At 53.1% G+C, this 19,430-nt stretch carries 22 protein-coding genes; 15 read left to right on the top strand and 7 right to left on the bottom strand.

Features of this window, described 5'->3' with window-relative positions; genetic code table 11:
• The first annotated feature begins 19 nt into the window (after window positions 1–19).
• A complete protein-coding gene (locus tag MED297_RS03585) occupies window positions 20–1,102 on the top strand; it encodes a S1C family serine protease (protein ID WP_008042472.1) in 1,083 nt (360 codons plus the stop codon).
• On the opposite strand, the gene malZ is transcribed toward MED297_RS03585, so the two are convergent.
• The 7 genes from malZ to MED297_RS03550 all read right to left on the bottom strand — a co-directional run bounded on the left by malZ (window position 1,094) and on the right by MED297_RS03550 (window position 8,460).
• On the bottom strand, window positions 1,094–2,887 hold the full coding sequence (gene malZ, locus MED297_RS03580; protein WP_008042470.1) for a maltodextrin glucosidase: 1,794 nt from the start codon (window positions 2,885–2,887) through the stop codon (window positions 1,094–1,096). The genes MED297_RS03585 and malZ overlap by 9 nt on opposite strands.
• 140 nt (window positions 2,888–3,027) lie before the next feature.
• Window positions 3,028–4,128, bottom strand: coding sequence for a histidinol-phosphate transaminase (gene hisC / locus MED297_RS03575; RefSeq protein WP_008042468.1), 1,101 nt, complete (start codon window positions 4,126–4,128; stop codon window positions 3,028–3,030).
• Complete coding sequence (hisD, locus tag MED297_RS03570; RefSeq protein ID WP_008042466.1) at window positions 4,121–5,428, bottom strand: histidinol dehydrogenase; 1,308 nt, start codon at window positions 5,426–5,428, stop codon at window positions 4,121–4,123. The genes hisC and hisD overlap by 8 nt, the downstream gene beginning before the upstream one ends.
• Window positions 5,425–6,081: an ATP phosphoribosyltransferase gene (gene hisG, locus MED297_RS03565; RefSeq protein ID WP_008042465.1), complete on the bottom strand. Its 657-nt coding sequence runs from the start codon at window positions 6,079–6,081 to the stop codon at window positions 5,425–5,427. The genes hisD and hisG overlap by 4 nt, the downstream gene beginning before the upstream one ends.
• A gap of 58 nt (window positions 6,082–6,139) precedes the next feature.
• Window positions 6,140–7,402, bottom strand: coding sequence for a UDP-N-acetylglucosamine 1-carboxyvinyltransferase (gene murA, locus MED297_RS03560; protein ID WP_008042464.1), 1,263 nt, complete (start codon window positions 7,400–7,402; stop codon window positions 6,140–6,142).
• Window positions 7,403–7,413: 11 nt separating this feature from the next.
• Window positions 7,414–7,644, bottom strand: coding sequence for a BolA family protein (locus MED297_RS03555; RefSeq protein ID WP_008042463.1), 231 nt, complete (start codon window positions 7,642–7,644; stop codon window positions 7,414–7,416).
• 156 nt (window positions 7,645–7,800) lie between these two features.
• Window positions 7,801–8,460 (bottom strand): MlaC/ttg2D family ABC transporter substrate-binding protein, encoded by a 660-nt coding sequence (locus MED297_RS03550; RefSeq protein ID WP_161599267.1) that lies wholly within the window; start codon window positions 8,458–8,460, stop codon window positions 7,801–7,803.
• A gap of 193 nt (window positions 8,461–8,653) precedes the next feature.
• Here MED297_RS03550 and MED297_RS03545 point away from each other — a divergent pair, with 193 nt between their 5' ends.
• The 14 genes from MED297_RS03545 to MED297_RS03480 all read left to right on the top strand — a co-directional run bounded on the left by MED297_RS03545 (window position 8,654) and on the right by MED297_RS03480 (window position 19,340).
• On the top strand, window positions 8,654–9,619 hold the full coding sequence (locus tag MED297_RS03545) for a calcium/sodium antiporter (RefSeq protein ID WP_008042461.1): 966 nt from the start codon (window positions 8,654–8,656) through the stop codon (window positions 9,617–9,619).
• 2 nt (window positions 9,620–9,621) lie between these two features.
• Entirely contained in the window at window positions 9,622–10,593 is a 972-nt protein-coding gene (locus MED297_RS03540; protein WP_008042460.1) for a KpsF/GutQ family sugar-phosphate isomerase, read from the top strand.
• On the top strand, window positions 10,590–11,162 hold the full coding sequence (gene lptC / locus MED297_RS03535; protein WP_008042459.1) for an LPS export ABC transporter periplasmic protein LptC: 573 nt from the start codon (window positions 10,590–10,592) through the stop codon (window positions 11,160–11,162). The genes MED297_RS03540 and lptC overlap by 4 nt, the downstream gene beginning before the upstream one ends.
• Window positions 11,149–11,670 carry a lipopolysaccharide transport periplasmic protein LptA gene (lptA, locus tag MED297_RS03530; RefSeq protein WP_008042458.1) on the top strand — a complete coding sequence of 174 codons (522 nt, stop codon included), beginning with the start codon at window positions 11,149–11,151 and terminating at the stop codon, window positions 11,668–11,670. The genes lptC and lptA overlap by 14 nt, the downstream gene beginning before the upstream one ends.
• Window positions 11,670–12,395: an LPS export ABC transporter ATP-binding protein gene (gene lptB / locus MED297_RS03525; protein WP_008042457.1), complete on the top strand. Its 726-nt coding sequence runs from the start codon at window positions 11,670–11,672 to the stop codon at window positions 12,393–12,395. The genes lptA and lptB overlap by 1 nt, the downstream gene beginning before the upstream one ends.
• A 51-nt stretch (window positions 12,396–12,446) precedes the next feature.
• Window positions 12,447–13,934 carry an RNA polymerase factor sigma-54 gene (locus MED297_RS03520; protein ID WP_008042456.1) on the top strand — a complete coding sequence of 496 codons (1,488 nt, stop codon included), beginning with the start codon at window positions 12,447–12,449 and terminating at the stop codon, window positions 13,932–13,934.
• A 190-nt stretch (window positions 13,935–14,124) separates the two neighbouring features.
• Window positions 14,125–14,424 carry a ribosome hibernation-promoting factor, HPF/YfiA family gene (gene hpf, locus MED297_RS03515; RefSeq protein WP_008042453.1) on the top strand — a complete coding sequence of 100 codons (300 nt, stop codon included), beginning with the start codon at window positions 14,125–14,127 and terminating at the stop codon, window positions 14,422–14,424.
• Between the two features lie 8 nt (window positions 14,425–14,432).
• On the top strand, window positions 14,433–14,891 hold the full coding sequence (locus MED297_RS03510; RefSeq protein WP_008042451.1) for a PTS sugar transporter subunit IIA: 459 nt from the start codon (window positions 14,433–14,435) through the stop codon (window positions 14,889–14,891).
• A 16-nt stretch (window positions 14,892–14,907) separates the two neighbouring features.
• A complete protein-coding gene (rapZ, locus tag MED297_RS03505; RefSeq protein WP_008042450.1) occupies window positions 14,908–15,777 on the top strand; it encodes an RNase adapter RapZ in 870 nt (289 codons plus the stop codon).
• Entirely contained in the window at window positions 15,774–16,043 is a 270-nt protein-coding gene (locus MED297_RS03500) for an HPr family phosphocarrier protein (RefSeq protein ID WP_008042449.1), read from the top strand. Before rapZ ends, MED297_RS03500 begins: the two co-directional genes overlap by 4 nt.
• Window positions 16,044–16,084: 41 nt before the next feature.
• Complete coding sequence (mgtE, locus tag MED297_RS03495) at window positions 16,085–17,443, top strand: magnesium transporter (RefSeq protein WP_008042448.1); 1,359 nt, start codon at window positions 16,085–16,087, stop codon at window positions 17,441–17,443.
• A gap of 39 nt (window positions 17,444–17,482) precedes the next feature.
• The gene (gene yjgA / locus MED297_RS03490; protein ID WP_008042447.1) at window positions 17,483–18,010 is read left to right on the top strand and encodes a ribosome biogenesis factor YjgA; all 528 of its coding nucleotides are present in this window, start codon (window positions 17,483–17,485) and stop codon (window positions 18,008–18,010) included.
• Between the two features lie 107 nt (window positions 18,011–18,117).
• A complete protein-coding gene (locus MED297_RS03485; RefSeq protein ID WP_008042446.1) occupies window positions 18,118–18,699 on the top strand; it encodes a sigma-70 family RNA polymerase sigma factor in 582 nt (193 codons plus the stop codon).
• Window positions 18,696–19,340, top strand: coding sequence for a ChrR family anti-sigma-E factor (locus MED297_RS03480; protein ID WP_008042445.1), 645 nt, complete (start codon window positions 18,696–18,698; stop codon window positions 19,338–19,340). Before MED297_RS03485 ends, MED297_RS03480 begins: the two co-directional genes overlap by 4 nt.
• The last annotated feature ends 90 nt before the right edge of the window (window positions 19,341–19,430 follow it).

Genomic DNA, 19,430 nt, shown 5'->3' with positions numbered 1-19,430 from the left:
CTATAGATGCGTGCCAGATATGTTGACACAACGAACCAGAGACTGGCTACTGCCGATTGTTGTTGGCATCTTTGCCGGGCTCGTTTATATGTTGGTTGCTGAAAAGGGGCCATTCTCCCCGGCAACCCGATCGGACATTCTGCTCAGTTATTCAGCGTCTTTGGCAAAATCACTGCCCTTTGCTGTCAGCATTGTCAGTCGTCAGGGAGACACCGAGCTGGCACCGCTGATCGCCGATCCCCTGATTCAGAAATATCTGCAAAACGATGTCTCGGATCGAACCATCCTCGGCTCGGGCATTCTCATTAGCCAGCAAGGCGATGTCGTCACCAATGCACACGTGGTCAAAGGTGCAGACGACATACGTGTGGTGACACACGAAGGGTTGATCGTCGGCGTGGATCAGGTTTTTATCGACCCCGAAACCGACATTGCTTTGCTAAAAACCCGGCTGACCACGAGTCTGGCAACGCCTGTTTCGACAACCGAAGCAGAAATCGGCGATGTGGTGTTTTCCATAGGCAACCCCTTCGGGGTCGGGCAATCGGTGTCTATGGGCATTGTATCGGCCAAACGTCGTGCCCAGCCGGGCTTAACCAACCTGACTGACTTTATTCAAACCGACGCTGCGATTAACCCGGGCAACTCCGGTGGACCGCTTGTCACCGCCGACGGGCGGATTCTCGGGATGAACTCCGCCTTGTTTTCTGCCACCGGTGGCAACCAGGGCATTGGCTTCGCCATCCCGATCCATGATGTGCTTTCCGTTGCCACAATGTTGTCCGAACTCGGTCGAATCGAACGCGGCTATCTGGGCATTGATGTTCGACAGTCACCACTGACGAACACTGAATCAAGTTCTCCGCAGGTCGCTTTAAAAGTTGTCTCCATCGATCCGGGTAGCCCTGCCGAACAGGCCGGATTGCGGGTCGGAGACCAGCTGCTTGAGATCAACGATGTTCCGCTGTCGAGCCGCACACAGGCTGCGAGACTCATTTCGCAACTCATGCCCGGCAAAACCACAGATCTGCGGCTGTTACGCGAAGGTCAACCGATCCGGTTGACCGTTGAACTCGGTCGGCGTACGCCAACATCACCGTGACCAAAGCGTAATCGATTTTGCAGGCAAGGCGAATCGCCAAGAATCACCGGCAACGTCGAGCGTCCCGTTGCCCTCTTCACACTGCCAGGCCTTTCCGGTCGGTGGTAAACAGTCGGTACCGTCCAGAGAGATCGCAGTCCCCCGGTTCAGGGCAATGAGCGTTTGTTCTGTCTCAGTGACCCGAGCGAAAACAAGACAATCTGCTGCGCTTGTAATATCGACGATGGCCCCCGACGACAAGCTGTTCAAGCGCTTACGCAAGGCAATCCAGCGCTGCGTATGGGTCAGCAGGCTCTCATCCCAGGTTTCACGGTTCCAAGGGAAACAGCGTCGACAATCGGGATCATCCACTCCCTTCATGCCGATCTCAGTGCCATAGTACAGACACGGAGTACCGATGTAGCTCATCAGAAAGCCGATAGCGACTTTCATTAAGTCCCGGTCATCCTGCAGCATGGAATAAAATCTGGGCGTGTCGTGACTGTCCAGTTGATTAAACTGTAAAAGCTGATTGGTAAACGGAATCCGCGCCCGTGCGGCTCTAAGCCAGGCGGCAAACTGCTCACCGCTAATCCGGATCGGATCCATCGCAATATCGAGCCCCGCCAGAAACGCCCGGACCGGATGCGCAAAGCCAAAGTAATTCATGGCACAGTCTTCCTGATCACCCTGCAACCATGATGATGCTTCAAAAAAGTGTTCACCCAGCAACATGGCCTGACTGTTTTCTTCTTTGATCACGTTTCGCAGCAGCTTCAAATATGCCGCGTTATTCTGCGCTCCGGTGCCTTCGCCAAGCATGTGGATGACATCCATGCGCCAACCATCAATCTGATAGGGCGGACGCATCCAGTGTCGAATAACCGAGTCGTCACCTGTGATCATGTCATTGACCACCTGGGGATTGGCATAATCCAATGTGGGTAAGGATTTATGACCTTTCCAGCTGGCATAGTCCTGACCGTCAAAGACATAGCGATCCCGATTATCCGGATCGCCGTGTAACGCAGCCTGAAACCAAGGATGCATGACACTTGTGTGGTTAATCACCGCGTCCAGTACGACCTTCATGCCTCGTTCATGGCTTGCCTCGATTAACTCGATCAGAGCCGGATTACCGCCGAAATGCGGGTCCACGTTATAGTAATCGACAGTGTCGTACTTGTGAGAGGACTGAGAGGTGAAAACCGGATTCAGATAAAGCGCGGTGATGCCCAACTGATCGTTGAGGTAAGACAACCGGTCTTTAACGCCGATCAAATCCCCACCAAAAAACTCAAAGCCTCCGGTCGCTTTAACCGGTGCGTCATCCCAATCACGAACAGCGATATCTACACGGTCCAGATACCGGTATTCTCCGGCCACCGGCGACAGCGCACTATCGCCATTCGCAAACCGCTCTGGGAAAATCTGATAAAACACCTGCGAGGCAGACCATACCGGCCATTGCCGATCATGTGCATAACGAAACATGTGGGTATCCGTCGGCATGTACGCTTCCAGGCCTGCGGACCCGTACCACCAGGAGTTATCAGGCGTGATCAGTTTAAACAGGTAACGTGTCTGATGGTGATGCCCGACAGTGGGGATTTCGGCCGTCCATTCCTGCCAGCCATGTTCGGTCTGACCTGGAGTCATCGACGTCAACACTTCTTCGTTGTCTGGCTCGGTACGCACCATTACTCGTAGGGCTTGATCAGCACGCACTCTGAGCCGCACCCAAAGCGTCTCTTTTTGAGCATGAATATAGCCGTCGATTGCGTCATGAAACGCCATTAAAACCATGCGAAACTCTCGTCAGTTCAAGAGTCGACATTGAAACACGGTCGGCCAGAAAGCCTAGGGGGATTTTCAGGAGGGGTGCAGATGGTTATCCAGCTCCATCGGCAAAACGGTCCCGGAAATTTCCCGGGACCGGAACACGATTATTCAGCGCAGAGTTCGGTCAGAGCGTCCAGTAACTGCCGATTTTCGTCCGCGGATGACACATTCACCCGCAGACAATCTTCCAAGCTGGGGTGACTGCCGTGCAGTTTTTTGATCAAAATACCGCGATCTTTTAAGCCGGCATGCAATAAGTCAGCTTGTCCGGGCTGTGTACGAACCAAAATAAAGTTGGCTTCGCTTGGAAACACCGTCAGACCGGGCAATTCAGCCAGCTGAGCGCTCAGTTGTCGGCGCTGTCTGACCAACTCCTGAGTCTGGTTTTCAAACACAGAAAAATGCTTTAACGCAAAGGCGGCGGTGGCTTGTGTCAGGCTGTTGATGTTGTAAGGCAACCGACATTTATTAATTTGTTCAATCCAAGCCGCATGCCCGAACAACATTCCCAGACGTAAACCGGCCAAGCCCACTTTGGAGAACGTACGCATCACCAGCAGATTCGGAAAATCGCTGAGCCAGTCGAGATAATCGGCTTCGGTAAAAGCCGTATAGGCTTCGTCAATCACGACCAGTCCACGAGCGGATTCCAGAATCCGCCGAAGCTTTTCATCTCCCCAGAGGTTTCCGGTCGGATTGTTCGGCTGGGCCAGGAAAATGACCGCCGGATCTTCTGCTTCAATGCGGCGCAGTGTTTGCTCGATATCGATCTCAAAGGTGTCCGTCAGCGGCAAACCGACGTACTCCATCGATAAGTAACGAGCCACCATCTGGTACATCACGAAACTCGGCTCCGGCGCCATGATGGTTCGGCCTTTGCCGTTCACCGCCATGGCAATCAACTGAATCAGCTCATCGGAACCATTGCCGAGCAGGATGTCGACTCCTTCCGGAACATCGAACACCTCAGCAATACCGGCTTTCACGTCAGGAGCATCAGGATGCGGATAGCGATTAACATGCGTTGCACTCATCAACTCGGCCCATTCCCGCTGCATGGCTTCTGGCCAGACAAACGGATTTTCCATGGCATCCAGTTTTAACAAGCCCGTGGAATCCGGAACCGGATAGGCTTTCAAAGCGCCAATGGTTGGGTTCACCCAGCGAGTCACATGGGTATCCAGTCGATCTCTGAAATCAGTCATCTATTCGTTGCTCCGCACTACGGGCATGGGCCGTCAACAGTTCACCGCGGGCGAGCACCGACACCACCTGCCCCAGTTCACTGGCGGCGGTTGCTGATGCGCCGATCAGGGAACTGCGCTTTTGGAAATCGTATACGCCCAGAGGGCTGAAAAATCGAGCTGTACCACTGGTTGGCAGGACATGGTTCGGCCCAGCGCAATAATCCCCCAGCGCTTCGGAGGTATGACGACCCATAAAGATCGCACCCGCGTGACGAATATCGGCCAACCAGCTTTCGGGATCATCAATCGAGAGTTCAAGGTGTTCCGGGGCGATGCGGTTGATCAGCGCCTTGGCGTCGTCCAGTACTTTCACGCGAATGAACAAACCACGATCATTCAGCGACTGAAGAATGGTGTCTTGACGCTCCATGGTTGGCAGCAGTTTTTCAATAGACGCCTGTACCTGATCCAGATAGTCACGGTCATGAGAAATCAGAATGGCTTGCGCATCGTGTGAGTGCTCGGCCTGCGAGAACAGATCCATGGCGATCCAGTCTGGATTGGTTTTGCCATCGCACACCACCAGAATTTCGCTCGGCCCGGCGATCATATCAATGCCAACTTTGCCAAACACCTGTTGCTTCGCAGTCGCCACAAAGGCATTACCCGGACCGACGATCTTATCGACATTTGGTACCGTTTCCGTGCCGTAGGCCAGCGCGGCTACGGCCTGAGCACCGCCGAGCAAATACACTTCTGAAACCCCGGCAACAAACGCTGCACCCAGGACAAAATCACTGACCTTTCCATCCGGTGCCGGGGTTGTCATGATGATGTCACTGACACCTGCGACCTTGGCCGGCATTGCGTTCATAATGACGGACGATGCCAAGGGCGCAACACCACCGGGCACATAAATGCCGACCCGATCCAGTGCCGTCACTTGCTGCCCGAGCACAACACCCGTTTCGTCGGTATAGTGCCAGCTTTCAGCAACCTGATGCCGGTGATAATCTTCGACGCGTTGAGCGGAGACCCGCAGGGCTTGCTGTTTATCTTCCGGCAATCGGTTGAAGGCTGCCTCGATGGCCTCGGCATCCAAAGTCAGCTCGGCCATGCTGTTGACGAAAAATCGATCAAACTTAGCGGAGTATTCCATCAACGCCGCATCGCCTCGTTGCCGGACTTCAGCAATAATCTCAGCAACGGTGGATTGCATTTGAGCGTCCGAAACGCTTTCCCAGGCCAGCATGCTATCCAGCACGGTATCGAAATCTGCCTCTGTTGCGTCAACGCGGGTAATGTTCAAATCCGTCATGTACGTGCCTCATTTGCAGCGACCGTGTCCGCCAACACATCAACGATCGGTTGAATGATGTCATCTTTCATTTTAAGCGCCAGCCGGCTGGCAATCAGCCGACTGCTGATGTCCGCAATAAACTCATCGGCTTCAAGCCCATTGGCTTTCAAGGTGTTACCGGTGTCGACGATGTCGACAATTGCATCGGCCAGATTCATGATCGGCGCCAACTCCATACCACCGTAAAGCTTAATCAGCTCAACCTGACGGCCCTGAGTGGCAAAGTACTGTTTGGCGACACTGATAAATTTGGTGGCGACTTTGAGTTTTCCGGCAGGCAGTGGCTGATCCTTCATCTTGGCGGTCATCAGTTTGCAGCGCGCAATATTCAGATCCAGCAACTCATACATTTCTTTGGCGCCGTGCTCCATCAACACATCTTTACCAGCGACGCCGAGATCGGCGACTCCGTATTCCACATAGGTGGGCACGTCCACGGCTCGAATGATAATAAAATGCACGTTCGGGCGCGTTGTTTCGAAGATCAGCTTGCGGGAGGTATGGACGTCTTCCAACGGCTCAATGCCAGCGGCGGCAAAGAGCGGCAGGGTTTCTTTCAGAATACGTCCTTTGGACAACGCGATGGTGATGCCTTGTGCATTTTGTTGCATGTTAACTCTCTTGTTTCAGATGCTCCGGAATTCCGGAGGTAGCCAGGACTTTTGGTCACTAGCCAGAAATACGTCGAATGGATGCGCCCAGTCCGGCGAGCTTTTCCTCAATACATTCGTAGCCACGGTCCAGATGGTAAATCCGATCGACCAGGGTTTCGCCTTCGGCGACCAGTCCGGCAAGGACTAACGATGCAGAGGCTCTGAGGTCCGTTGCCATGACCGGCGCGCCTTTCAGAAGATTGCGACCTTCGATGACCACGGTATTGCCCTTGATTTTGGCTTTCGCACCCATGCGCTCAAGCTCACTGATGTGCATGAAACGATTTTCAAATACGGTCTCTTCGACGGTGCCGGTGCCTTTTGCCACCGCATTCAACGTCGTGAACTGAGCCTGCATGTCGGTTGGGAAGGCCGGGTGAGGCGCCGTACGTATATCAACAGCGGTCAGTTCGCGACCCACCATATCCACTTCAACCCAGTCATCGCCAACGGTCAGTTTGGCGCCCGCCTCCTGAAGTTTGACCAATACCGGGTCCAGGTCCTGTGGAACCACATTCTTAACCTTGACCCGATCTCCCGCCAGAGCTCCGGCGACCAGGTAGGTTCCCGCTTCAATTCGGTCAGGCATGATGGTGTAGTCGCAGCCATGCAGCGATTCAACACCCTCAATAACTAAGGTGTCAGTACCGGCGCCTTCGATCTTAGCCCCCATCGCCTGCAACATGCGGATCAGGTCAACCACTTCCGGTTCTTTGGCCACATTCTCGAGCACGGTTGTGCCTTCGGCCAGAACGGCGGCCATCAAGACATTTTCGGTCCCACCGACCGTGTTCTTGTCGAAGAAGTAACGAGCGCCTTTGAGTCGACCGTTTGAGCGCGCCGTAATGTAACCACTGTCGACGTCAATGGTCGCACCCAGCGCTTCCATGCCACGCAGGTGCAGATCGACCGGTCGTGCACCAATCGCACAGCCGCCGGGAAGAGACACATTGGCTTCACCAAAGTGACCAAGCAGCGGTCCTAACACCGTTATCGAGGCACGCATGGTTTTGACCATTTCGTATGGCGCCGTATATTCCCGGATGGTCCCGGCACAGACTTCGACGCTCATGTCTTCGTTCAGCACGACACTGACACCCATGCTGCCGAGCAGGCCAATCATGGTCGTGATGTCGTTCAGATGCGGCAGGTTGTGCAGTGTGACCGTCTCTTTCGTCAGCAGTGTCGCTGTCAGTATCGGTAATGCCGCATTTTTTGCGCCGGAGACTCGGACTTCCCCGTTCAGGCGGGACCCGCCGGTAATCAGTAATTTATCCAAACCGGAAATCCTCAGCCCAACTCATCAGGGGTTTTTAAAGTCATGGTAACGGCGTGTATGTCACCGGATGCAATCTGTTCGTTCAGAACGGCGTACACCATCTGCTGACGCGCAACAGCACGCTTGCCGGCAAACGCCTCAGAAACCATTGAAATGTCGAATTTTGCGCCTTCACCGGCGACTTCGATGGTAGCGTCGGCAAATGCCGGAATCAGCAGGTTTTTAACATCATCTGAGGTCATGTATCGTCTCGACAGTTTCAAAGGGCGCCCGATTATACGCAATACGTCGCCAAACAAAAATGCCGTGTCAGGGTCGAACCCACAGAATTACGATGATACCGCTCAAGAAAGGTTCGGCTTTGAGACGGGCCGGACAGATATCCGGCCCCGATTAGGTCATTGATTGCGGAAATTAGTGCTGTTGTAGGCTTCTTCCGTGATCCGTGCCCACTCAGTAATGGCTTTGTCGAGATCGTTATCCGCTTCGTCATAAATTTGTTCGAATTGCGTACGAAACGTCACACCCAGATTAATTCCGTTAAAAATCGCATTCTGCATTTTCCAATCATCCGACGATTGGCTGTAATAAACGCTCTGCACCAACGGATAGGTCTGACCTTCCGGGGAAACCACTTCTAGATACACGCGGGTGTTCCGCAAAGTGTCTTTTTTGTCATCCTGGCTTGGCAACACCCGGACTTCATAGGCACCAAAGGCGTAAATCCCGCCCGCGTAGGTATTGACCATGCTGCGCTTAAACGTTTCCAGAAAGCGGATTTTCTGCTCCCGGGTGGCGTCATTATAAGCATCACCCATTACCCGACGAGCAATGACGGCATAACCGATCACCGGCTCTAGAACGTCAGAGACTTCATCCAAGTATTGTTGTCGCGCCTGTGAGGACTCGTCACCTGAGTACTTCCGAACCACGCTGAGCACGGCCTGAACACCCGCACTTACGCTCTCTTCAGCACTCCTGGTCGGCTGAAACGCGGCGGCTTGCTGCACGCTCAACAACAACACGCTCAGCAACACACCAATCACTGTTCTTCTCATAACCACTCCCCTGTCTGTTCTCATGTCATTTTAAGTCTGGCACAGTCTGCCTGAATCGGAAATGAAGGGCATGGGTAACGATATCGTCAAGGGTCTGTGATTCTCATCGTCATCCTACCTGCGCCACCGTTACCATTGCATTCGACCGGCAAAGTCCGTTAAATGCGCGCAGTTTCAATGAAAGGGTAACTCTATGCTTATGTTCTCCTTGGCCATTCTGGTCGGGTTGATTTTTTTAGTGCTCAGTGCGGATCGATTCGTCGCTGGCGCGGCGGCTTTAGCCAATAACCTCGGGGTACCCCACCTGATTATCGGTGTCACCATCGTTTCTCTGGGAACGTCGGCTCCGGAAATCATTGCGGCAATTTTCGCGGCTCTGGAAGGTCGTATTGAACTGGCTATGGGCAACGCCATCGGTTCAAACGTTGCAAACATCGGTCTGGTGCTTGGGATAACGGCTTTGGTTGCGCCTATCCCCGTCAGTAAACGCCTGGTTGGCAATGAAAACCTGATTATGTTTGCCTCAACCCTCATGGCCGGGGCCCTGCTGTTTAATCTCTACCTCAGTGCCATCGATGGCCTGGTGTTACTGCTGCTGATGGTGGCCTTTCTGGTCTGGATCTATTGGGAACATAACCGCACAGAGGCCCAGGAAGACGACGAGTTTGAAGAAGACATCCCATCAGACATGTCCACCGTCAGTGCCTTGGTTTGGTTTGCCATCGGGCTGGGAGTGCTGATTGTCAGCGCACGTGTTCTGGTCTGGGGCGCCGTTGGAATCGCCGACATGTTTCAGATCAGTGAAGCGGTCATCGGAGCTACCATCATCGCGGTCGGCACCAGCTTACCTGAGCTTGCCGCCTCGGTCGCCAGTGCACTGAAAAAACACCATGATATTGCGATCGGCAACGTGCTTGGTTCCAACATTTTCAACATTCTTGCGGTTCTTTCCGTCCCCGGACTGATCGCGCCCGGCGCTTTCGATGCCGAAGTTTTCAACCTGCACTACCTGTTCATGCTGGCCATCAGCGCCTGCTTGTTTTTCTGCCTCATTGCACTGGGCCGGTCTGGAAAACCGATGGGTCGTTATATTGGCACGGTTTTTGTGCTAATGTATGCCACCTTCGGTTGGATCGTTTTTCAAGCAGCAACGGTGTAGTCATGAACCCAGACATCAATTATCTCGCGATCGCCAAACGCACCTTTGACATGGAGATTGAAGCGCTCCAGCAGCTCAGTCTCAAACTGGACGAGCAATTCACCAAGGCTTGCCAGCTGATCCTTAATTGTCAGGGTCGGGTGGTCATCACCGGCATGGGTAAGTCCGGTCATATCGGTAACAAAATGGCGGCCACATTAGCCAGTACGGGCACCCCATCGTTCTTTGTTCATCCGGGTGAAGCCAGTCACGGTGACATGGGCATGATCACCGATAAGGACGTCGTCATTGCGTTGTCCAACTCCGGAGAAGTCTCGGAAATCATCACATTGCTGCCACTGATCAAACGACTGGGAACACCTCTCATCGGTCTGTCCGGCAACCCGAACAGCACGTTGGGGCAAGCCTCTGATGTTCATCTTTTCTGCGGAGTTGATACCGAAGCCTGCCCACTCAATCTGGCACCGACCTCGTCAACGACAGCAACACTGGTAATGGGCGATGCATTAGCTATTGCCTTGCTGGAAGCCCGCGGCTTTACTGCCGAAGACTTTGCCTTTTCCCACCCCGGCGGTAGCCTGGGTCGTAAGCTGCTTTTAAAAGTCGGCGACATCATGCACACCGGCGATGCCATTCCCGTTGTCCACCCGGAGCAATCGGTGTCCGACGCCCTCGTGGTCATGACACAGAAAAGCCTTGGCATGGTTACCATACAGTCCAATGGTGATCTGCTCGGTGTGTTCACCGATGGCGACTTGCGTCGGGCATTGGAAAATGACACCGATTTCCGCAACACAAGAATTGCCGACCTGATGCATCCGCATCCGCTGACAACGTCCGCTCAGAACCTGGCCGCTCAGGCCCTGTTTGAAATGGAAGAACGAAAAATCACCTCACTGATTGTCACGGACTTAGACGCACAGGTTGCCGGCGTCATCCACATGCACGACATTCTGCGGGCCGGCGTCGCGTGAACAACGCGACTCTGCTGCGGGCGATTCCGTGGGCACTGGCGGTATTAGTCGCGGTGTGGCTGTTTGATTTTACCGGGACAGACGATGCCGTGCCCGACAACAGTGATTATGAACTGCCAGATGATGCCCCGGATATTTACATCACCGGTCTGGATCTGACACGCTATGACGCCACCGGCCAAGCCACGTTAACGACCAGGGCAGACACCATGTCCGTCTACGAAAGCACCGGTCAGAGCCGCCTGTCAGCCCCGATCATTCATCGTCTGGATGACGGTATAAAGGCCTGGCAAATCACCGCAGATCAAGCCACCGTGTACGAAAACAACAACATCGACCTGATTGGCAACGTCGTGATTGCTCAGCAAAATGCCATACCGCCCATGGTGCTGCACAGCGACCGCATGCATTATGATGAACAACAGCAACAGGCAAGCACCGAACAGCCGGTCGAAGTCACTCAAGGCAAGCAGCGGATATCATCCGTTGGCCTGACGGTGAATCTTGATACAATCGACCCGGTAATTCAGTTTCTCTCTGATGTAGACTTTTATTATGATCCGTCTTAAAACGCTCACAGTGACATTGCTGGCAGGACTGCTCACGCTCCAGGCTGCGGCCTTACCCGGCGACCGTGATCTGGCCATTCGCGGCAAGGCACACAAAACCACACTGGACGGAAACAGCGGCCAAACGACCCTGACCGGCAGCGTGGTGATCACTCAGGGCGCATTATCGATCTACGCCGACGAAGTCATCTTTCGCCGAGACCCCGATACACAACGAATCACCTACCTGAAAGCAACCGGTCAGCCTGCCCGCTTTGTTGACACGCCGACGGAAAACCAACCTCCGGTTGAAATGCGCGGCACTCAGATCGAGTATTTTCCCGATGAAAACACCATCATCACCTTTGGCCAGGCAGAGCTGCAACAAAGCGACAATCAGGCGTCTGGCGAGCGAATTGAGTACAACACTCAGTCAGGTGTTATGGTCATCGAATCCGCCCGACTGATTCGTAATGACGACAGTGCTCCTCAGGCCGAATTCACCCTGCAACCGGAGACGCTGGACTGATGGCACTGCTCGAAGCTCGCAATCTGGCCAAAAGCTATAAACGTCGCCCGGTGGTTCAGGATGTCAGTCTGGCGGTCGAAGAAGCCCAAATCGTCGGTCTGCTGGGTCCAAACGGTGCCGGTAAAACCACCTGTTTCTACATGATTGTCGGGTTGGTTGCTGCGGATAAGGGCTCCGTGCAGATCGATGGTATCGACGTCACGGCTCAACCCATGCATGCTCGCGCCAAACGGGGCATTGGATATTTGCCGCAAGAAGCCTCGATTTTCCGGAAGCTGTCCGTAGAGGACAACATTCTCGCGGTATTGCAGACCCGTAAAGACATAAACCGGGCAGAACAACGTGAGCGAATGGAAGCCCTGCTTGAAGAGTTCAGTGTCACTCACATTCGCAAAAGCCTGGGCATGGCCCTGTCTGGCGGCGAACGCCGTCGAGTCGAAATTGCCAGAGCGCTGGCTATGGAACCCAAGGTTGTTTTATTGGACGAGCCTTTTGCCGGTGTCGATCCGATTTCCGTGGGAGATATCAAAGAAATCATCTACCACCTGCAGCAGCGTAAGATCGCCGTTTTAATCACCGATCACAACGTTCGGGAAACACTCGACATTTGCGAAAAAGCCTACATTGTCGGCAGTGGTCATATCATCGCTGAAGGCAATGCCGACGCGGTACTGAGCAATCAGACCGTTCGTGAGGTATATTTAGGCGACCAGTTTCGTTTGTAATTTTTGTGTCTTCTTTTTTGTAAGATCAGTTAACGTGAGCAACAACAACCTATGAAAACCTCGTTACAGCTTAAGATGAGCCAGCAACTGACGATGACGCCTCAGTTGCAACAAGCCATCAAATTACTACAGCTCTCGACTCTGGACCTGCAGACTGAAATTCAGCAGGCGCTGGAGTCCAACCCAATGCTGGAAGTAAAAGAAGACGATGGTGCAGATTCATCAACCGGCAACGATGCCGACAAACAAGAAAATAACTCTGTTGACACACAAACCGATGAGGCCAGTCAGGAGTTCACCGTTAAGGACACCATTCCCGACGATCTTGCCGTTGACTCCTCCTGGGATGATATCTACACCCACACGCCGACTAATCATGCCATGCCGGCAGCCGATGATGACTACAATCTCGAGAACATTTACGGCACGACAGACTCGCTTTGGGATCACCTCTACTGGCAGTTGAACCTGACACCGATGACCGATAAAGACCGGGTTATAGCCGAATCGCTTATCGAGTGCGTCAACGAAGAGGGTTATCTGAGCAACTCTGTCGAAGAGATTTTCGAGGGTCTGCGCGAAGATCTGTCTACCGACGACGACAGTCTCGACGAGGACGAAGTTAAGGCCGTACTGCACCGGTTGCAGCAGTTCGACCCACCGGGTATCTGTGCGCGTAATCTGGCCGATTGTCTGATTATCCAGCTGCGTCAACTCCCCGAAGACACGCCGATGCGCGCAACGGCCATCGACATTGTCAGCAAGTACATTGACCTGCTTGGCAGCAAAGATTACACACAGCTGATGCGCAAAGCCCGCATCAAAGAACCCGAGCTTCGGGAAGTGATGCTGCTGATTCAAACCCTGAACCCGCGTCCGGGTAATGCGGTTGAGTCGGGCAAATCCGAATACGTGGTACCCGATGTAATCGTCACCAAAGACATCAAGAACAACCGATGGCTGGTTGAGCTCAACCCGGACATCGCCCCTAAACTACGGGTCAACTCCTCTTATGCATCGATGGTGAAAAGAGCCGACAACTCCAGTGACAACAACTATCTGAAAGACCATCTACAAGAAGCCAAATGGTTCATCAAAAGTCTGCAGTCACGGAATGAAACCCTCCTGAAAGTAGCGTCGACCATTGTTGAACATCAACGTGGTTTCCTGGATTACGGCGACGAAGCCATGAAACCGCTGGTCCTGCATGACATTGCTGAGGCCGTTGACATGCACGAATCAACGATCTCCCGGGTCACAACCCAGAAGTACATGCATACGCCGAGAGGCATTTATGAACTGAAGTACTTTTTCAGCAGTCATGTCAGTACCGACTCTGGTGGAGAATGCTCAAGTACAGCCATCCGGGCACTGATCAAAAAACTCATTGCAGCGGAAAACACCCGCAAACCTCTGAGCGACTCAAAAATTGCCAACTTACTTGGCGAACAGGGCATCAAGGTAGCACGGCGTACGATCGCCAAATACCGGGAGGCCATGCACATTCCGCCCTCTAACGAACGTAAGAGTTTGATTTAACGCAGAAAATAAAACGAAATCTCACTTGAAGTTTTACGCTTCTAGGGCAATATTTAAAGCAAGGAAGAACGAAACAGATCTGTCAGTTTACAAGCCGACCCTCGGGTCGGGCGAGCCAATCATCTGATTGGTTCGCATACACCCAGTCCTATGTCGGACTGAACCGGTATAACTGCAAGAGGAGCAGCCTATGCAAGTCAATATCAGCGGTCACCACGTTGAAGTCACTGAAGCCCTCCAGAATTACGTTTCCACTAAAATCGAGAAACTCGAACGGCATTTTGACCAGATTGGCAATGTCCAGGTGACATTGACCGTCGAAAAAGAGCGACAAAAGGCTGAAGCCTCAGTAAATGTTAAAGGTGGTCAATTGCATGCCGATGCGGTCCATGATGACCTCTACGCCGCCATTGACATGATGAATGACAAGCTCGATCGGCAACTGATCAAGCACAAAGAAAAGAACGTTGCCCGCAAACACGGAAGCTGACACTCACCATGATTCCTCTGAATCACGTACTGAGCCCGGAACTCACCTTTATTGAAGATTTCGGAGCCAGTAAAAAACGAGTACTACAAACCATTGCTGAGCGTCTGTCACAGACGCTCAGTGACCATTCAGATATCGCGATTTTTGATCAACTTGTTGCCCGAGAACGCCTGGGCAGTACCGGTATCGGTTCTGGCGTCGCCGTGCCTCATTGTCGCCTTGAAGGCCTTGATGCACCGGTCGCGCTCTTGGTGCGGCTACCGGAAGCCATCGATTTTGATGCCATTGACCGGCAACCGGTTGATCTGATTTTCACACTCATCGTGCCTGCTGAAGCGACCGATGAACACCTGCAGCTCCTGGCAGGTATTGTCGAGCGTGTTCACGATCCGGATGAACTCAAACGCTTGCACCAGTGTCCAGACGCTGCCAGCCTGTACCAAAGCTTTTCAGGAGCGGCTCACTGACGCCGGATATTTTGACATGACCACTGACACCACTCGACTGATTGTCATCAGCGGCCGTTCCGGGTCCGGCAAATCAACCGTGCTGAACACGCTGGAAGATGCCGGCTTCAACTGCATCGACAATCTGCCACCGTCAATGTTGCCCGAACTGGTGCGCTGGATGGACCAGTCGGCGAACAAACGCATTGCGGTGTGCATTGATGTTCGGGTCTCAACAGATGGCATCAGCGGACTGCCGGACATCCTGGAACAGCTGGATAGTGACGTTCAACCTGAGTTGCTGTATCTCGATGCCGATGAAACGATCTTATTGCAGCGCTTTTCCGCGACACGTCGTAAACACCCGCTGACTAACGAACACGCCTCGCTGGCTGAAGCCATTGAGCAGGAAGGTCACTATTTGGCCGCAATTGCTGATCATGCAACTCTCAAGATCGATACCAGCACACTGTCTGTGCAGGAGTTACGTGAACAGGTCCGGGTTCTGCTGGTACGCAAACCTAAAGGACTCTCCTTGCAGTTCCTGAGTTTCGGGTTCAAGCATGGATTACCCCGGGACGCTGACCTCGTGTTTGATGTGCGCTGTCTACCTAACCCCTACTGGGATAAAAACCTGCGCATGTTTACCGGACGCGACAAGCCCATTCAGGATTTTCTGCAAAAAGAGCCCGCCGTCACCGACATGTTCAATGACATCCAAAACTTCGTGGAGCGATGGTTGCCGCATTACGAAAACAATCAACGTAGCTACCTGACGGTTGCCATCGGCTGTACGGGCGGTCAGCACCGCTCGGTCTACCTGACGGAACAACTCTCTGCTACTTTTGATAAGAGCTATTCGAAAACTCAAATTCGACATCGTGACCTTGGGCAGGATCATTCGTGATACGGGAAAACATCACCATCATTAACAAACTCGGCTTGCATGCGAGAGCCGCCGCCAAATTGGTGGCCGCCGCAGCGCATCATTCGAGCAAAGTTCAGGTTTTTAAAGAAGGTCGACAGGCAGACGCAAAAAGTATTATGGCTGTCATGATGCTGGCGGCGTCCAAAGGTACAGAGCTCACGTTTGAAATCGACGGCAGTGATGAAGAGCGGGCTTGGGAAGCCATCAGCACCCTGATTAACAACAAGTTTGATGAAGGTGAGTAACCAAGCCCTCACGCCTGCCGTAAGTTACTGAGAGACCGTTTATGCCCACCGCAACGGACACCGCCCTGCTCGATCAGTATAAAACCCGCATAGTAGCCGCGCTGGAGTCCGATAATCTGGACCCGATTGAAGATCTGTTCCGGGATCAACTCAGCGTTGCTGACATGGCTCACCTGCTGGAATCCATACCCAGCCGGTTACGTGATGTGCTCTGGGGCTACATCGACGAAGACCTGCAAGGCGAAGTTCTCGCCAACCTCCATGAAGACATTCAGCAGGGCATTCTGAAACGAATGTCACCCGAAGAGTTCGTTGAGACCACGCAGGATGTCGATGCCGATGACTTAGCCGATCTGTTACAGCAGATGCCGGTGAAAAGCTCCAGTCAGGCACTCCTGCTTATGCCGCATGACAGCCGGCGTAAGGTCGAAGGCTTGCTGGCGTTTCCGGAGGACACCGCCGGCGGTCTGATGAACACCGATATGATCTCGGTGAGAGCCGACGTCACTATTGAAACGGTGCTCCGGTATCTGCGTAAAAAACAACTGCCAACCCCTTTTGATGTCATCTGGGTCGTTGATCGGGAGTCTCGCTATCTGGGCTCATTGGCAGTCTCCAAACTGCTGCAATCAAAACCGGAACAAATCGTCGAGTCGGTCATGGCCGATACACCTCAAGCCATTCCCGCCACCGCTGACGAAGAGGAAGTGGCACAGATTTTTGAGCGTTATGATCTGGTCTCCGCCCCGGTCGTCGATGAAAGCGGCCTGTTGATTGGCCGGATTACCGTCGATGACGTGGTAGACGTTATTATCGAGACGGCTGATCACAACATGATGAGCATGGCGGGTCTGGACGAAGAAGACGATCCCTTTGCACCGGTGGTTCGCAGCAGCCGTGATCGTGCCGTCTGGCTGGGCATCAACATGGCCACGGCCTTTATCGCCGCCGCTGTGATGAGTCGCTTTGAAGCGTCAATTGCGCAAATCGTCGCACTGGCCGTACTCAGTCCGGTCGTCGCCAGTATGGGCGGCATTGCCGGCAGCCAGACATTGACTCTGATGATCCGAGGCATGGCCACCGGGCACATTACCCGCGCTAACCTCAGTTGGATGATTATGCGGGAACTGGGAGTCGGACTGATTAATGGCTCCCTCTGGGCATTGGTGATCGGATCTATTACCGTGATCTGGTACGGAGAGCTCTCACTGGCCATGGTCATCGCTTCTGCCATTCTGGTGAACATCTGCATTGCAGTCCTCTCTGGCACATTACTGCCATTTTTCTTAAAATCAGTCGACGTAGACCCGGCATTGTCGGGCAGCGTCATTCTTACCACGCTCACAGATGTGTTTGGTTTTTTGACATTCTTGGGTTTGGCGACCATTTTTCTGCTGTAGCGCAACGCGCCAGCTCTCTACTCCTGTCAGGACTCTTTCATGAAAGAACTCAACGACCCGATTGACGAAGACGACATCGAATGGGTCAGTAAATCCGAAATGAAGCGTGAAATGCTTCGTCTTCAGAGCATTGGTGAGCAACTGATCAACTTAAAGGCGAGCGATCTCGCCGCGTTCCCGCTGTCAGATGCCATGCTTGATGCTATCGAAGAAAGTCGCCGTATTAAAAGCAACGAAGCCACTCGTCGTCACCTGCAGTACATCGGCAAACTGATGCGTTCTGAGCCGGTTGAGCAGATTCAATCTCAGTTGGACTTGCTTGATCCGTCCTCGGAAGCCTCGCAACGCATTTTGAATCAGGCTGAGGTCTGGCGAGAGCGTTTGCTGCGAGAAGACACTGCTGAAGCTGACTGGTTCGATGCCTACCCGGAAACAGACCGACAACCCTTTCGATCACTGGTCCGTGCAGCGCGTAAAGAGCAGCCGGATGACCCGGATGCGCCGGTTCGCGGTGGCAAAAACAGTAAAAAACTGCTGAAGTGGATTAAAGAACAACTCATCGGATGATCCATACACGCCGCACACCCGTATTTCAGTGACGATCATCATCACAGGTATAGGGTATGACGGCTTTGGCTCTCCGCAACAGACAGCGCCCAGTGAAAGGAAGCGCCATGACTGAACAGCAACTGCAGGATCGCGAACATTTCGCGAACATGCTGGAAAAGGTAGCCGCCTCACAGGACACTCAAGCCTTTCAGGCCATCTATAACCATTTTGGTCCGCTAATCAAAGCTTTCGGAGTGTCGTCTGGGTTGCATTACCAAGGCGATCACCTACCAGAAGAACTGGTTCAGGAAGTGATGATGACGGTCTGGCGAAAAGCCGGACAGTTCGATCGGCGCAAGGCGGCCCCCTCTACGTGGATTTTCACCATTGCGCGAAACCAACGCATCGATCTGCTGCGTAAACTCAGTAAATATCAAAACGATGTCGATGCGGATGATGTATGGGACTTAGAGGGTGATACTGACCTGTTTGGGGAAGTTAGAGAGTCCCGTATACAGACGCACGTGAAAAATGAGCTTAATCACCTGCCGATCGAACAAAAACAGATTGTCGCCAAAGTCTTCCTGGAAGATAAAAGTCATCAGGAAGTGGCGAGTGAACTGAATCTGCCTCTAGGCACTGTAAAATCCAGAGTAAGACTGGCCATGCAAAAACTGAAAACACATCTGGGAGCGAATGAGTTATGAGCAATTGGCACCCAACCAACGATCAACTTCTGGAGTTTGCCAGTGGCACGGGCTCCAGTGCGATGAGCATTGCAATCTCAACCCACCTGCATTTCTGTCAGGCCTGTCGGCACCAGGTGCATGACAATGAGAGTATGGCGGCGGTTCTGTTTGAAGAACAAACCCGGGCAGACCTCGCCGGCGATGGGTTTGATCGGTTAATGTCGAGAATCCAGAATGAGCCCACGGTAAGTGCACCCAAGGCACCGAAGGCTCCGTCCCGGTTCCCGCCGGTCATTGAAAAGCTGATTCACAAAGACACTGAATCGCTGGACTGGCGCAGCCCGATGAAAAACCTCAGAGTCAGTCAGCTGCTGAAAGATGAGACGGGCTTAATCCTCGGGCTGCATCATATGAAGTCAGGTGGCCGGGTTCCGCATCACACTCACCGAGGCAACGAGATCAGCGTCGTCATTGAGGGGGGCTTTTCGGATGAAATGGGCTCCTATGGCCCGGGTGACTTTATCCATCTCGCCGGGGAACACTTCCATTCCCCTCAGGCTGACGCCGATGGCGATTGTTGGCTGCTGTCTCTGGTCGAGGCTCCGGTAAAACTTACCGGTCCTTTGGGCTGGTTGGTTAACCCCTTCCTCAAACCCTGAGCAGTCGTTGAGTCGATAAAAAGGCACCTCCTAAGGTGCCTTTTTTAATGGACAATAGCTCACCTGAGACTTTTCGGATCCGTTCGGTAC

The organism is Reinekea blandensis MED297 (genome assembly GCF_000153185.1).
Lineage (GTDB): Bacteria > Pseudomonadota > Gammaproteobacteria > Pseudomonadales > Natronospirillaceae > Reinekea > Reinekea blandensis.
The sequence above is the reverse complement of the archived record's forward strand: the minus strand, read 5'-3'. Positions and strand labels throughout refer to the sequence as shown.

Coding starts and splice junctions, on each gene's coding strand:
- MED297_RS03540 (WP_008042460.1), top strand. CDS start 9,622: ATGAACCCAGACATCAATTATCTCGCGATCGCCAAACGCACCTTTGAC.
- yjgA (WP_008042447.1), top strand. CDS start 17,483: ATGAAAGAACTCAACGACCCGATTGACGAAGACGACATCGAATGGGTC.
- hpf (WP_008042453.1), top strand. CDS start 14,125: ATGCAAGTCAATATCAGCGGTCACCACGTTGAAGTCACTGAAGCCCTC.
- MED297_RS03585 (WP_008042472.1), top strand. CDS start 20: ATGTTGACACAACGAACCAGAGACTGGCTACTGCCGATTGTTGTTGGC.
- lptA (WP_008042458.1), top strand. CDS start 11,149: ATGATCCGTCTTAAAACGCTCACAGTGACATTGCTGGCAGGACTGCTC.
- MED297_RS03555 (WP_008042463.1), bottom strand. CDS start 7,644: ATGACCTCAGATGATGTTAAAAACCTGCTGATTCCGGCATTTGCCGAC.
- hisG (WP_008042465.1), bottom strand. CDS start 6,081: ATGCAACAAAATGCACAAGGCATCACCATCGCGTTGTCCAAAGGACGT.
- MED297_RS03510 (WP_008042451.1), top strand. CDS start 14,433: ATGATTCCTCTGAATCACGTACTGAGCCCGGAACTCACCTTTATTGAA.
- lptB (WP_008042457.1), top strand. CDS start 11,670: ATGGCACTGCTCGAAGCTCGCAATCTGGCCAAAAGCTATAAACGTCGC.
- MED297_RS03545 (WP_008042461.1), top strand. CDS start 8,654: ATGCTTATGTTCTCCTTGGCCATTCTGGTCGGGTTGATTTTTTTAGTG.
- hisD (WP_008042466.1), bottom strand. CDS start 5,428: ATGACGGATTTGAACATTACCCGCGTTGACGCAACAGAGGCAGATTTC.
- mgtE (WP_008042448.1), top strand. CDS start 16,085: ATGCCCACCGCAACGGACACCGCCCTGCTCGATCAGTATAAAACCCGC.
- hisC (WP_008042468.1), bottom strand. CDS start 4,128: ATGACTGATTTCAGAGATCGACTGGATACCCATGTGACTCGCTGGGTG.
- MED297_RS03485 (WP_008042446.1), top strand. CDS start 18,118: ATGACTGAACAGCAACTGCAGGATCGCGAACATTTCGCGAACATGCTG.
- rapZ (WP_008042450.1), top strand. CDS start 14,908: ATGACCACTGACACCACTCGACTGATTGTCATCAGCGGCCGTTCCGGG.
- malZ (WP_008042470.1), bottom strand. CDS start 2,887: ATGGTTTTAATGGCGTTTCATGACGCAATCGACGGCTATATTCATGCT.
- MED297_RS03520 (WP_008042456.1), top strand. CDS start 12,447: ATGAAAACCTCGTTACAGCTTAAGATGAGCCAGCAACTGACGATGACG.
- MED297_RS03480 (WP_008042445.1), top strand. CDS start 18,696: ATGAGCAATTGGCACCCAACCAACGATCAACTTCTGGAGTTTGCCAGT.
- MED297_RS03550 (WP_161599267.1), bottom strand. CDS start 8,460: ATGAGAAGAACAGTGATTGGTGTGTTGCTGAGCGTGTTGTTGTTGAGC.